This is a genomic window from Actinomadura rugatobispora (genome assembly GCF_055379765.1).
Map to the genome: position 1 here is coordinate 3,475,164 of NZ_AP029191.1, position 13,234 is coordinate 3,488,397.

The 13,234-nt window shown below is 72.3% G+C and carries 11 protein-coding genes; 9 read left to right on the plus strand and 2 right to left on the minus strand.

The genetic code is table 11. The annotated features are described in order from the left end of the window. The first annotated feature begins 127 nt into the window (after positions 1 to 127). The 7 genes from ACZ466_RS14815 to ACZ466_RS14845 all read left to right on the plus strand — a co-directional run bounded on the left by ACZ466_RS14815 (position 128) and on the right by ACZ466_RS14845 (position 8,373). Positions 128 to 1,333: a cytochrome P450 gene (locus ACZ466_RS14815; protein WP_378284671.1), complete on the plus strand. Its 1,206-nt coding sequence runs from the start codon at positions 128 to 130 to the stop codon at positions 1,331 to 1,333. After that, complete coding sequence (locus ACZ466_RS14820; protein WP_378284672.1) at positions 1,318 to 2,145, plus strand: SAM-dependent methyltransferase; 828 nt, start codon at positions 1,318 to 1,320, stop codon at positions 2,143 to 2,145. Before ACZ466_RS14815 ends, ACZ466_RS14820 begins: the two co-directional genes overlap by 16 nt. A gap of 67 nt (positions 2,146 to 2,212) precedes the next feature. After that, a complete protein-coding gene (locus ACZ466_RS14825; RefSeq protein ID WP_378284673.1) occupies positions 2,213 to 2,830 on the plus strand; it encodes a TetR/AcrR family transcriptional regulator in 618 nt (205 codons plus the stop codon). Positions 2,831 to 2,856: 26 nt separating this feature from the next. Beyond that, the gene (locus ACZ466_RS14830) at positions 2,857 to 3,789 is read left to right on the plus strand and encodes a diiron oxygenase (protein ID WP_378284674.1); all 933 of its coding nucleotides are present in this window, start codon (positions 2,857 to 2,859) and stop codon (positions 3,787 to 3,789) included. A gap of 122 nt (positions 3,790 to 3,911) precedes the next feature. Continuing rightward, complete coding sequence (locus tag ACZ466_RS14835; protein ID WP_378284675.1) at positions 3,912 to 5,711, plus strand: HSP90 family protein; 1,800 nt, start codon at positions 3,912 to 3,914, stop codon at positions 5,709 to 5,711. After that, the gene (locus ACZ466_RS14840; RefSeq protein WP_378284676.1) at positions 5,708 to 7,831 is read left to right on the plus strand and encodes a tetratricopeptide repeat protein; all 2,124 of its coding nucleotides are present in this window, start codon (positions 5,708 to 5,710) and stop codon (positions 7,829 to 7,831) included. Before ACZ466_RS14835 ends, ACZ466_RS14840 begins: the two co-directional genes overlap by 4 nt. Before the next feature lie 137 nt (positions 7,832 to 7,968). Continuing rightward, positions 7,969 to 8,373 (plus strand): hypothetical protein, encoded by a 405-nt coding sequence (locus ACZ466_RS14845; RefSeq protein WP_378284677.1) that lies wholly within the window; start codon positions 7,969 to 7,971, stop codon positions 8,371 to 8,373. A 786-nt stretch (positions 8,374 to 9,159) separates the two neighbouring features. On the opposite strand, the gene ACZ466_RS14850 is transcribed toward ACZ466_RS14845, so the two are convergent. Beyond that, entirely contained in the window at positions 9,160 to 10,002 is an 843-nt protein-coding gene (locus ACZ466_RS14850; protein ID WP_378284678.1) for an SDR family oxidoreductase, read from the minus strand. Between the two features lie 131 nt (positions 10,003 to 10,133). Here ACZ466_RS14850 and ACZ466_RS14855 point away from each other — a divergent pair, with 131 nt between their 5' ends. Continuing rightward, a complete protein-coding gene (locus ACZ466_RS14855; protein ID WP_464043685.1) occupies positions 10,134 to 10,706 on the plus strand; it encodes a TetR/AcrR family transcriptional regulator in 573 nt (190 codons plus the stop codon). A gap of 13 nt (positions 10,707 to 10,719) precedes the next feature. Here the strand turns inward: ACZ466_RS14855 and ACZ466_RS14860 are convergent, their stop codons facing one another. After that, the gene (locus ACZ466_RS14860) at positions 10,720 to 12,003 is read right to left on the minus strand and encodes an MFS transporter (protein WP_378284681.1); all 1,284 of its coding nucleotides are present in this window, start codon (positions 12,001 to 12,003) and stop codon (positions 10,720 to 10,722) included. A gap of 99 nt (positions 12,004 to 12,102) precedes the next feature. Here ACZ466_RS14860 and ACZ466_RS14865 point away from each other — a divergent pair, with 99 nt between their 5' ends. Further along, on the plus strand, positions 12,103 to 13,065 hold the full coding sequence (locus tag ACZ466_RS14865) for a GlxA family transcriptional regulator (RefSeq protein WP_378284682.1): 963 nt from the start codon (positions 12,103 to 12,105) through the stop codon (positions 13,063 to 13,065). The last annotated feature ends 169 nt before the right edge of the window (positions 13,066 to 13,234 follow it).

Sequence of the window (13,234 nt, forward strand, 5' to 3'; positions counted from 1 at the left end):
CCCATTGCGCGGCCGGGTCAGGACTGTGAAGGGTGCGGTCATGCGTTTCGCCGCTTGACCTCGACTTTCCCGCCCATTCGGCGGCGGGCTGACCTTTCGCTGACCTTCGATCCCTACAGTGCGGCGGGTGGTGCTCAAGGAACCGGAACCCTCGGTCGCCGACTTCGGCCGCGACCGGCTGGAGCTGGACCCGGCGTACGAGCGGCTGCGCGCGGCCGGGCCGGTGACCCGCGTCCGGCTGCCCGGCGGCGCCGGCGGATGGCTGGTCACCGGGTGGGCGGAGGCGCGGCGCGTCCTGTCGGACCCCGTGTTCAGCCGGGAGCTGGCGGTCGGGCGCGGCGCGGGGGCGCGGCGGGAGACCTTCCTCACCGACATGGACCCGCCCGAGCACACCCGGGTGCGGCGGCACGCGGTGCGCGCGTTCACGCACCGCCGCGTCCAGGAGCTGCGCCCGCGCGTGCGGGAGGTCGTCGCCGGGCTGCTGGACGCGATGGCGGCGGCCGGTCCCCCGGCCGATCTGGTGCGGAGCCTGTCGCTGCCCCTCCCGGTGCGGATCATCAGCGAGCTGCTCGGCGTCCCCGACGGCGACCGTGACCGCTTCCAGGGCTGGTCGGACGCGTTCCTGTCGGTCTCGGCGCACACCCCCGAGCAGGTGCGGGAGGCGCACGAGGCCCTGGACGGCTACCTGGGCGAGCTGATCGCCAGGCGCCGAGCCGAGCCGTCGGGCGACCTGCTGTCCGCGCTCGTGCACGCCCGCGACGACCTCGGCCCCGGCGGGGGCGGACTGTCGGAGGACGAGCTGGTCGCACTGGGCGTCGGGCTGCTGGTCGCCGGGTACGAGACCACCGCCGGGCAGATCACCAACCTCACTTACACGCTGCTGTCCCGCCGTGAGCACTGGGAACGGCTGGCGAAGCTGCCGGAGCTGCCGCCCGCGGCGGTCGAGGAGCTGCTGCGGTACGTGCCGCTCGGCTCCGACACCGGGATGCCGCGGGTGGCGGCCCGGGACGTGGAGCTGGGCGGGGCGGCGATCCGGGCGGGCGAGACCGTCCTGGTCGCGCGGCCCGCCGCCAACCGCGACCCGTCCGCCTTCCCCGATCCGGAGGAACTGGCCCTGGACCGGGACGGCAACCCGCACCTGGCGTTCGGGCACGGGATCCACCACTGCCTCGGCGCGCATCTGGCCCGGCTGGAGCTCAACGAGGCCATCGGCGGCCTGCTGCGCCGCTTCCCCGCACTGCGCCTCGCGGTGCCCGAGGAGGAGCTGCGCTGGAAGAGCGGCCTGTCCGTGCGCGGCCTGCACGAGCTGCCGGTGACATGGACGCCGACGTGAGCCGGGTGGGCGAGGTCGTCAGGGTGGGCGAGCTCGGGCCCCGCATCGTCGCAAGCCCTGCCCGGGTCACCGACGTCCTGCTCGGCGGGAAGGACAACTACGCGGCCGACCGCGACCTTGCCGCCGCGCTGCTGGCGGTGCTGCCGCAGCTGGACGCGGGCGCGCGGGAGAGCCGGGCGTTCCTGCGCAGGACGGTGGGCACGCTGGCCGAACGCGGCATGCGGCAGTTCCTCGACATCGGCTGCGGGCTGCCGGGCGCCGGCAACGTGCACGAGGCCGCGGTCCGGCACGACCCGGGCGTCCGGGTGGTGTACGCCGACAACGATCCGCTGGTGCTGGCGCACGCGCGGGCGCTGCTGGCCCGGGACGGCGGCGTCGCGGCCGTCCAGTACGACCTGCGCGACCCGGGCGGGCCGGTGGGGCCGCTCGGCGGTCCGGGGCTGATCGACTGGGACCGGCCGGTGGCGGTGCTGCTCGGGTCGGTGCTGCAGTTCCTCGACACCGCGGACGGGCCGTACGAGGCGGTGGCGCGGCTGCGAGAGGCGATGGCGCCCGGGAGCGCGCTGGTGATCTCCCATCTCACCGGGGACTTCGCGCCGGACGAGGTGGCCGAGGCGGCGCGGATCTACGCGGCGGACTGCACGGCCCCGCTGGTGCCGCGCTCGCATGCCGAGATCGCCCCGTTCTTCGGTGAGCTGGAGCCGGTGGCGCCCGGCCTGGCGCCGCTGGCGCCGTGGCGCCGGAACGGCGGTCGCGCCCGCGCGCCCAGCCCCGCCGTCATGTACGCGGGCGTGGGCGTCCGCACGCCCTGACCTCCTCGGGACGGTCCATCTCGCGCCGCCCCGTGACATTAAAAAGAGTGGCTGCTATTTTTTACCCATGGGCAGGATCGCGGGGGTCAGTTCGGAGGCGGTGCGCGAGCGGCTGCTGGAGGCGGCCGTCGAGGTGTTCTGCGAGCGCGGCTACGAACGCGCGAGCACCGGCGAGATCGCGCGCCGCGCCGGGCTGTCGGTCGGCGCCATCTACTCCAACTACGGCACCAAGGCCGAACTGCTCGGGCACGCCATCGCGGCGCACGTCCCGGTCCAGCTCGCCGAGCTGTTCGCCACCGACTCCACCGACACCGCACTCGACCTGATGATCCAGCTGGGGGCGGCGCTCCCCACCCGCACCGACCGGCAGGGGGTGATGCTGATCGAGTCGTTCGCCGCCGCGCGCCGCGACCCCGCGGTGGCGGCGATGATCGCCACCGGGCTGGAACGCCGCCTGGGCGTGTTCCGCGCCACCGTGGAACGCGCCCAGCGCGACGGGGCGGTCCGTCCCGGCCTGGACCCGGTGGCGCTGGCCTACCTGTGCCAGAGCGTCGTCCTCGGCTCGCTGATCATGAACGGGCTGGACACCCCGCGTCCCGACCCCGCCGCCTGGGCCGCGGTCATCGAGCACATCATCACCTCCGTCGCGCCCACCCCCGACCCCGACCAGAGCCGTTCACCCTGAGCACCGCCACGGAGAAAGGCGACACGATGGCCACCAGGGAAACCCTCCGCAAGGACCGCGCGGCGCGCACCAGGCGCGTCGAACGACTGAACACCGCCTCCGTGCGCCGGGTCATCGAACCCGACACCGACGTCACCGGCGACTTCTCCCAGGAGCAGATCGTCCCCGACGAGCTGCTGTCCACGGCCGGGCTCGGCCTCCGCCTCACCCCCGAGCAGAAGGCCAGGCTCGCCCGCGAGGAGGTGGCCTCGATGCTGCGGCTCGGAATCACCTTCGAGGCCGCCCTGATGGCCGGGTTCTCCTTCCGGCTGGCCGTCTCGCCCCGCGTCACCGACCCCCGCTTCACCTACGCGCTCCACGAGATCGGCGAGGAGACCCGGCACTCGCGGCTGTTCGCCCGCGTGATCGGCCAGCTGGAGCCCCGGCAGCGCAACCCGCTCGAAAGCCGGCTCGCCCGCCGCGCCCGCGGCCGCGCCCTCCCGCACCTGATGCGCCGCCCCGCCACGCTGGACGCCCTGGTGCTCGGCGGCGAGGAGGTCCCCGACCTGCTGCAGCGGCTGCTGGCCGAGCACCCCGACACCGACGACTACCTGCGCCGGATCAGCCACTACCACCGGCAGGAGGAGGCGCGGCACCTCGCCTACGCCCGCACCACCGTGGCCGAGCACTACGCCAGGGCGCGGCGCAGCGACCGGCTGGCGCTGCACTGGATCGTCCCGGGCGCGATCGCCGTCATGTTCGACATGATGGTGCAGCCGCTGGTCTACCGGACCGTCGGGCTGCCCGCGCTGCGGACCTGGCGGGCCGTGCGCCGCGACCCGCGCCGGGTGGAGCTGCGCCGCCAGGCGTGCCGGTCGGTGCTCAAGTCGCTGCTCGACGCGGGCGTGTTCGCGCCGGGCCGCGTCCCGTACGCGTGGCGCCGCGCCTGCGCCGTCGACGCGTCCGGCGTCCCGGTCTGACCGCTCACGGTCCGTGACCGGATCCCGTCGCCTGCGAGATCTCACCCCCACCGCGCCGCCCGTTACGGCAGGGTTTAACCCGGATTGATATTGACGGGGTCACAGGCGGGAGGCGTCGACCGGTGCGGCACAGCTTCAGCGTTGATCTGCGGGGGATCGTCGACCTGCTCGGACGCCACCTGTATCCGAGCCCGCGCGCCTACCTGAGAGAGCTGCTGCAGAACGCGGTGGACGCGCTGAGCGCCCACCGCCCCGCCGACCCGCGGATCGCGATCGAGCCGCCCTCGGTCACCGGGGACGGCTCACTGCGCGTCCACGACAACGGCGTCGGCCTCACCGAGGCGCAGGTGCACGAGCTGCTCGCCACCATCGGGCGCTCCTCCAAGCGCGACGAGCTGGGCTTCTCCCGGCAGCAGTTCCTCGGCCAGTTCGGCATCGGCCTGCTGTCGTGCTTCCTGGTCGCCGACGACGTCGAGGTCGTCACCCGCAGCGCCGCCGCCGGGGACGGCGCCGCGACCGTCCGATGGGTCGGGCACGCCGACGGCCACTACACGGTCGAGGAGTCCGCCGTCCCCCGGAACGAGCCGGGCACCACCGTCACGCTCCGCGCCCGCCGCGGCTCCGAGCACTGGCTGTCGGACGACACCGTCCTGCACCTCGCCCGCCACTTCGGCTCCCTGCTCCCGTACCCGATCACCGTCGGGGACCGGCTCGTGACCGAGGGCCCGCCGCCCTGGCAGGCCGACCACGGCGACCCGCGGGCGCGCCGGGAGGAGCTGCTGCGCTACGCCGAGACCGCGATGGAGTTCCGCCCGTTCGACGTCATCGACCTGAAGGTCCCCGCGGCCGGGCTGACCGGGGTCGCGTTCGTCCTGCCCACGCCGCTGCCCGCCAGCGCCCGCACCACCCACCGCGTCTACCTCAAGCGGATGCTGCTCGGCGAACGGGTCGAGCGCCTCCTCCCCGACTGGGCGTTCTTCGCCCGCTGCGTCGTCGACGCGGGCGAACTGCGCCCGACCGCCGACCGCGAGCAGCTCTACGAGGACGACCTCCTGGAGGAGACCCGCCAGGCACTGGGCGAGCAGCTGCGGGCCTGGCTGGTGCGGCTGTCCACCACCGCCCCGTCCCGGCTGAACCGGTTCCTGTCCGTCCACCACCTCGGCGTCAAGGCGCTGGCCGTGACCGACACCGACATGCTGCGGCTGGTGGACCGGTGGCTGCCGGTGGAGACCAGCGACGGCGAGATGCCCCTCGCCGAGTTCCGGCGCCGGCACGGCGGGATCCGGTACACCGCCGGAGTCGACGAGTTCCGCCAGTTCGCGGGGGTCGCGGCGGCGCAGGGCATGGGCCTGGTCAACGCGGGCTACGCCTACGACGCCGAGATCCTCAAGCGGCTCCCGCTGCTCGACCCCGAGATCCGCGTGGAACGCCTGGACCCGGCCGAGCTGGCGACGCGCATGGACCCGCTCGATCCGGACGCCGAGACGTCCGTCCTGGAGTTCCTCACGCACGCCCGCCGCGCCCTCGACCGGCTTGGCTGCGACCCCGTGGTGCGCGCGTTCGAGCCCGTCGCCCTGCCCGCCCTCTACCTGGAGGGCCGCGAAGCCACGCGCCGCGCCGAACGCCAGGCCGCCATCGACTCGGCCGAGGGCGCCTGGGCCGACATGCTCGACAGCCTGGACGAGACCAAGCAGGAGGGGCCGCAGCGCCCCCAGCTGATCCTGAACCACAACAACCCCCTGGTCCGCCGGGTGACGACCCTCGCGGACCCCTTGCTGATCCGCCTCGTCGTGGAGGCCATGTACGGGCACGCGCTGCTGCAGGGACACCACCCGATGCGGCCCGCGGACACGGCGACGCTGAACCGTTCTTTCCTCGGCCTGGTCGAATGGGCCGTGCACAACGTGGAGGACCCCACATGACCTACACCGCGGCTGAGCTGTCGGGCCTGCTCGCCGAGGCGGACGACATGCCGCCCGGCGAGGCGCAGGTGGACGCGGTCCGGGACGTGGTGCGGCACGCCGAGGCGGCGGGCCTGCTGGACGTCGAGATCGAGGCCCGGCTCGCGCTCGTCGACGCGCTCATGCTCACCGCCGAGAACGCCGACGACGTCAACGCGATCGTCACCGCGTTCACCCGCTGCGTCGGGCTCTACACCGCGCACCCGGACCGCTTCGACGACGACCTGCTCGACATGCTGTGGCGGCAGTTCGCCGCCCAGGGGATCGTGCTGACGCTCATGGTGGTGTACCCGCTGCGGCTGGTGCGGGGGGTGTTCGACGACATGGAGGGACGCTGCCGTCCCGACCGCGACGATCTGCACACCGTCCACTCGATCCGCCTGCTGCTGGCCGAGGTGACCGGCGACGCCGAGATGGGCGAGCGCGCCCTGGCGACGCTGCGGCACCGCGAACCGCCCCAGTACGCCTGCCCTGCCTGCCTGAGCCTCTACCAGGTCCGCTACCTGGCGAGCCTGGGACGGGACGCGGAGGCGATCGCGGTGGCGCAGCCCATCATCACCGGCGAGACCCCCTGCGACACCGACTCCCAGCCCGCCGACGTGCTGCAGATCCTGCAGAACTGCTACCTGCGCACCGGCGACCTGGAGGAGGCCCGGGACGCGCACCGCCTGGCCTACCGGGGCCTGGACCACGACGACGAGTTCGACGTGGCGCAACACCTGCGGTTCTGCGTGCTGTCGGGCAACACCGAACGGGGCCTGGAGATCTTCCGGCAACACCTACGCCTGCTGGAGGACACCCCGACCGTCCTGTACGAGCTGGAACTGGCGTCGGCATCGGCGCTGCTGTTCCGCACCCTGGTCGAGGCGGGCCGCGGCGAGGAGGTGCTGATCTGGCCCGCCAACCCCGACGTCCCCGACGAGGAGGACGAGGAGTGGACCTTCGCCGACCTGCACGAGGACCTCCTCCGCGACGTGACCGAGCTGGCCGGCCGGTACGACGAGCGCAGCGGCAACACCCACCTCCACGACCGGATGCACGCGATCATCCAGGAGACACCCCTCGTCGACGAGCTCCCCCTCTCCCCCCTGGCCGCCCGCCGCAAGCAGATCGAACAAACCCCCACCGAACTTCCCGAGATCGCGGACGCCCTCAAGGAAGACGCACCCTTCGAGGAAAGCCCGCTGGACAAGGCCCTGGCCCACGCCCGCCAAGGCGAGGACCTGCTGAACTCCGGCTCCGCCGACCGGGCGATCGGCGAGTTCATCGAGGCCGCGGCCCGGTTCACCGCCCTGGGCGACACCCGGCTGGCCGCGTTCGCCCGGGTGGACCTGTCAACGGCGTACCTGACCGTCGGCCGCCACCTGGACGCGGCCGAGTGCGCCGAGGAGGCGCTGCCCGACGTCCCGCCCGAGAAGGACGCCGAGTACACCGGCATGCAGGCCCGATGGGTGCTGGCCTGCGCCTACCCCGAACTCGGCCAGTCCGAGGACGCGCTGCGGATGCTGGCGGAGATGACCGAACGCGCCACCGAGCCCGGGACGCTCGGCCGCGTCGCCAAGAAGGAAGGCGAGATCCTCGGCGCCCTGGACCGCGACGACGAGGCGGCCGCCCGCTACACCGAGGCCGCGTCCCAGTTCGCCAAGACCGGCGACCTCTTCGAAGAGGCGGTATGCCTGCGCCAAGCGGCACTCGCCCACTCCTGGGCCGGCGACCTGGACGAGGCCCTGGCCTTCGCAGAACGCTCACGCGAAGTCGTGAAGCACCTGCCGCACGACGAGGAGCGCAGCACCTGGGAACTGGCCGTCCTGCAGTACGACCGCGCCCGGATCCTCGCAACGCACGACCGCACCGAGGAGGCCGCCACCGAGGCCGAACTCGCCGCCGAGACCTTCCGCGAGACCACCGACCGAGCCTTCGTCACCCGCTGCGAACTCATGGCCGCAAAGCTCTGGTACGACCTGGGCACCCCCGCCCACGCCAAAGCAGCCCTGGAACGCGCCCTACACGAACCCGCCGAAGACAACGACCACCAAGCCGACCTGACCGAAGCCCAATCCCTCCTGGACGACCTCCGCTAGTAGAACGAAGCAGAACACCCCACCCAGGGAAAACCCCTGCACAAGGCCCCTCCCCCGCTCGACAATGTACGCAGCGCGACCTCGGAGACACGTTCCGTCTCCGGGCCTCCCGGTCGAGCAGAGGGGGTCACCACCCAATGACCGACATTCTGTCCGCTCTCACACAGCCCGCTGGGGGCCCAAGTCACATCCTGACCCTTGGGAACGGCTGGTCGACTGCCATCGATCAGCTCCACGACGGGGCTTACTCCGTCGAGCACCAAGGGGTCATAGACGAACTCCTCCGAGCCATCGAAGCGGGCGAAGAGACCAGCATCGTCCTGCGCACCTTCACCGCCGAGACCAGTCAGACGCTGGCGAACGGGACTCGCATCCCGGTGAAGGAGGTGCGGGGGTGGTACATCGCCGATGGCCGCCTCCACCCGTTGTCAGAACAGCAGATGTTCGCCGCGAGCTGCACGGACACCATCACCGGAGAACCGATCGCGCCCGAGCCGTCTGTTCGCTGCACCGACGCCCACCCGATCGAGGTCGGCGTATGAGATGAAGAAGTTCCGGCCGCAGCCCGGTTTCGTGGTCCCTGCGGTGCCGCTCGGGCCGCGTACGACTGGGCTGTCAGCCGGGTCACGGCGGCGTTGTGGCAGCGGAAGGCCAAGGCGGCCTACGGCGTCCCCGAGGAGTCGCTAACGCCGTGGTGCCCATGGTCGCTGCCTGCGCTGGCGGAGCTGTCCCGCCCCGCGCTCACCGACGCGGAACAACCTCACATCAGCCCGGCAGCGTCCGCATGACCGGCCAGATCCCGCGGACGCCGCTGGACAAGGCATGGGCGGGACGTGCCCACGCCCGTAAGCGCGGCGGCGGGATCCCCCACTCCTCATGGAAGGAACGTTCGTGATGAATGAAAGCCCCCTGGTCAACCCGCGCGATCGGTCCACTCGGACTGCCCGGTCCCGGTGCCCGTCAGCCTCGAGGCACCCACCGAGACCCATCGCCCCTGGGGGCTGGACCACGCGGTGCCCCCTGCCCCAATCCGATCCATGGGCAAGCATGGGAAACCCACCGGCACCAAGCAGGTCAACAAACCGACTGAGTACACCGAGGACAGCAAGACGCGAAAGGACACCGTGACCCAGACGGTGAGCGACCGATGGTTGCTCAAACGGTGCTCTAGCCAGATGTTCTGGGCTTCTGGGTGACGGTAATGCCGTGCCGGTCGCGGTCGGGGCGTCCAGAGGCCGTCCACCACTCGTAGGCGTCGGTCACCTCGCCCTAGAGCCTGCGGGGGCCGTACTGCTCCGCCTCGTAGGTGTCGAGGGCGTTGCGAGTTGTCAGCGGCTCTGGGTGGGTTGGATCGCGCCGAGGCGGATCGCGGCGGCGGCGCCGCCGTCGATGAGCAGGTCGGTGCCGGTGATGAAGTCGGCGTCGGGGCCGAGGAGGAAGGCCGCCGCGGCGGCGATATCGCCCGAGGTGCCCATGCGCCCGGCCGGTGAGCCGTCGATCATCCGGCGCATCGATGCGCCGGAATCGCCGGCGAGTTCGTCACGGCCCTGGGGGGTGGAGATGATGCCGGGACTGATGGAGTTGATGCGGGCGCCGCGGCGACCCCAGGCGAGCGCGGCGGCCGCCATCCTCAACTGGTTCGCCCGCTTGGACACCAGGTAGGCGTCGGTGGGGGCCCGCACAAGGTCGGAGTTGAGGAAGGGCAGGGACAGCAGTTCGTCGGCCCGGGTGAGAGTCAGCGCTCTTTCCATCTCGGGGGTGAGCCGGGGCGCGGCCAGCGTGCCGGCCATGCTGGCGATCACGACGCCCGAGCCGCCGGGCGCGATGACCTTGCCGAACTCCTCGACGCTGAAGGCCACGCCGGCGAGGTCGACCTTCAGGATCGCCGCCGCGCCGGACTTGGCCGCCGACAGGCCGGCGGTGTGGATCAGGTGGGACACGGGCCCGAGGTCGGCCGCGGACTGGGCGAGGTCGGTGACCGAGCCGTGGGAGGAGACGTCCACTACGGCGGAGGTGACCTGGTAGCCGTCGCCTTCCAACTCCGCATGGACCCGGGCCAGCAGTTCCTGGTCGTAGTCGGCCAGGAGCACGCGGGATCCCGAGGCGACCCGGCGGGTGATGGCCGATCCCATACCGCCGACACCGACAGTGACGATGACCTCGTCAGGCATGAGGGGACTCCTATTTTGGCAGACTCTGTCAAAACCCTAACCCTAGACTGGTGCCCGTGACGGGTACAGTCCCCAATCGCGGTGGCAGGCCGAGACGGGCCGCCGACCCGGGTTCTCTCAGCCCCGCCGCGGTGGCACTGCTGGCCGAACGCGGATACGCCGGGTGCACGATGGCCGAGCTCGCGCGGGAACTGGGCATCAGCGTGCGCACGTTGCACCGCTACTTCCCGGTCAAGGCCGACATCGTCTGGAGCCCGATAGAACGCGTCCTGGACGACAGGAGAGCCGTCCTGGACGCCTCCGACCCCGACGAGCCGCCCATGGACGTGCTGCGCCGGGCGATCTGCTCCTCCCTGCGGGACATGGCCGCCGATCAGGAGCACCTGCGCGCGGCGGTGCGGCTGGTCTCGGCCACCCCGGAACTCGCGGTGTCGGAACGGATACGGCTCGGCACCGACGTCAACCGCGACTTCCTCGCCCGACGGCTACCGGACAACGCCTGGCCTCCACTGGCCGAGGTCCTGAGCGCGGCGATCAGCGCGACCACCATGGCCGCCATGAGCTGGTGGGCCGATCAGCCCCCGGGCGTCCACGCCCCCCACACCGTCGTCGACGAGGCGCTCCGCAAACTCCAATGGGGCTTCACAGACCACCCGATCGACGGTTCCGGGCCGCAGGACCATCCGCCCGGGCATCGGCGTTGAGGGCACGGGCGGCTCAGGTGGCCACCGGGCGTTCGCGTTCGGGCTCGGGGTGGGGAACGGTGGGGCGGGGGGTGCGGATGGTCATGGACATTGCCGCGGCGAAGAGGCAGAGGACGGCGGCGCCCCACCAGGCCATGGTGTAGGTGCCGAGTTCGGTGCGGATCAGGCCGGCGACGGCGGCCGCGGCGGCGGCGCCCAGCTGGTGGGCGGCGAAGATCCAGCCGAAGATCACGGTGCCCTGGACGGGGCCGAAGACCTCGCGGGACAGGGCGATGGTCGGGGGGACGGTCGCCACCCAGTCCAGGCCGTAGAAGATGACGAAGACCAGCATGCTGGGCTCGACACTGGCGCCGAACAGGACGGGGAGGGTGAGGAGGGACAGGCCGCGGAGGCCGTAGTACCAGGCCAGGAGTTTGCGGCTGTCCACGCGGTCGGTGAGCCAGCCGGAGGCGACGGTGCCGGCGATGTCGAAGACGCCGACCAGGGCGAGGAGGCTCGCGGCGGTGGTCTCGGGCATGTGGTGGTCGTGGGCGGCGGGGATGAAGTGGGTGCCGACCAGGCCGTTGGTGGAGGCGCCGCAGATGAAGAAGCCTCCGGCGAGGAGCCAGAACGCCTTGCTGCGCATGCCGGTGCGCAGGGCGGACAGGGCGACCTGGGCGGCGTTGCCCCGGGCGGGCTGCTCGGGTTCGGGTTCGGTGGCGCCGTACGGGAGGAGCCCCACGTCGGCGGGGCGTTCCCGCATGACCAGGAGGACGAGCGGGACGACGGCGAGGGCGGCGAGCGCGACGGCGAGGGAGGCGGAGCGCCAGCCGTGCCGGTCGGCGAGCCAGGCGAGGAGGGGGAGGAACACGAGCTGGCCGGTGGCGCCCCCGGCGGTCAGCACGCCCAGGACGAGGCCGCGGTGCCGGACGAACCAGCGGCCCACCACGGTGGCCGCGAACACCATCGCCATGGAGCCGGTGCCCAGGCCGATCAGAAGGCCCCAGCACACGACGAGCTGCCAGCTCGCGTTCATGAAGACGGTGAGGCCGCTGCCCGCGGCGACCAGGGTCAGGGCGAGGGCGGTGATCCGGCGGACGCCGAAGCGTTCCATCAGGGCGGCGGCGAAGGGGGCGGTGAGGCCGTACAGGATCAGGTTGACGGAGACGGCGAGGGACGTGGTGACCCGCGACCAGCCGAACTCGTCCTGGAGCGGGACCATCAGCACACCGGGCGCGGCGCGGAATCCGGCCGCGCCGATCAGGGCGACGAACGCGACCGCCGCCACGATCCAGGCGCGGTGGGGACGACGGAGCACGGTGAACCTCCAGGTGGCACGGGGGGCGAAGGTCACTGTGCACTATTTTCCGAAATGTGCGAAAGTGGCCGGAATGCCAATCTTCCGGAGGATCTGGCCATGACCCATCGCGTCGCTGTTCTGCTGGTCCCGCCGGTGGTGCCGTTCGACACCACGATTCCGGGCCTGGTGCTGGGTTCGGCACGGGACGCCGGTGGACGGCCCTGCTACGAGGTGCGCACCTGCACGCCCGTCCCAGGCCCGGTCGCGAGCGACAGCGACGTGGAGATCCTGGTCCGGCACGGGCTGGAGGTCCTGGACGAGGCCGACACGATCGTGGTGCCGGGCACCTACAGCCGGGAGGAGACCGACCCGCGGGTGTTCGAGGCGCTGCGCCGGGCGGCCGGGGAGGGGCGCCGGCTGGTGTCGATCTGCACCGGGGCGTTCATGCTGGGCATGGCGGGGATCCTGGACGGGCGGCGCGTCACGACGTACTGGCGGCGCAGCGAGGAGTTCGCGCGCCGCTTCCCGGCGGTGGAGTTCGACCCGCGGGTGCTGTTCGTCGACGACGGCCGGGTGCTCACCTCCGCGGGGCTGGCGGCGGGCATCGACCTGTGCCTGCACATCATCCGCTCCGACTTCGGCGCGGCCGTGGCCAATGACGTCGCCCGGCTGGTGGTGATGGCTCCGGTGCGGCAGGGCGGGCAGGCGCAGTTCATCGCGGCGCCGGTCTCGTCGGGGAACGGGACGGCGTCGTTGTCCGTTACCCGTGAGTGGGCATTGCGGCACCTCGACCGGTCGCTGACCCTCGCCGACCTGGCCGGGCACGCGCGGGTCAGTGTGCGGACGCTGACCCGCAGGTTCGGCGCGGAGACCGGGATGGCCCCGCTGCAGTGGCTGCTGCACGCCAGGGTCGAGCGGGCCAAGGAGCTGCTGGAGTCGACCGCGCTGCCGGTCGGGGAGGTGGCGCGGCTCAGCGGGCTGGGGAGCGCCGACTCGCTGCGCGCCCATCTGGTCCGGAGGGCCGGGCTGACCCCGACCGCCTACCGGGCGGCCTTCGCCGCCGATCCGCCGCGGGGATAACCCCCCAGGCCGGAAACACGACGGAAACGCGGCGTGCCCGCGAAACAACCGACCGCCATTCCGGCCCCGCACCAATCGTCTTTCCGTAAAAGCGGCCGGAACCGGCCGTAGCGGGGTTCTGATCACGATCCGGTGTCCGTCATCGGCAACACTGTAAGTTGCAGGCCGG

Bases quoted from the DNA above. Each gene is read 5' to 3' on its own strand.
- ACZ466_RS14820 (WP_378284672.1), top strand. From the start codon at position 1,318: ATGGACGCCGACGTGAGCCGGGTGGGCGAGGTCGTCAGGGTGGGCGAG.
- ACZ466_RS14825 (WP_378284673.1), top strand. From the start codon at position 2,213: ATGGGCAGGATCGCGGGGGTCAGTTCGGAGGCGGTGCGCGAGCGGCTG.
- ACZ466_RS14830 (WP_378284674.1), top strand. From the start codon at position 2,857: ATGGCCACCAGGGAAACCCTCCGCAAGGACCGCGCGGCGCGCACCAGG.
- ACZ466_RS14840 (WP_378284676.1), top strand. From the start codon at position 5,708: ATGACCTACACCGCGGCTGAGCTGTCGGGCCTGCTCGCCGAGGCGGAC.
- ACZ466_RS14845 (WP_378284677.1), top strand. From the start codon at position 7,969: ATGACCGACATTCTGTCCGCTCTCACACAGCCCGCTGGGGGCCCAAGT.
- ACZ466_RS14850 (WP_378284678.1), bottom strand. From the start codon at position 10,002: ATGCCTGACGAGGTCATCGTCACTGTCGGTGTCGGCGGTATGGGATCG.
- ACZ466_RS14865 (WP_378284682.1), top strand. From the start codon at position 12,103: ATGACCCATCGCGTCGCTGTTCTGCTGGTCCCGCCGGTGGTGCCGTTC.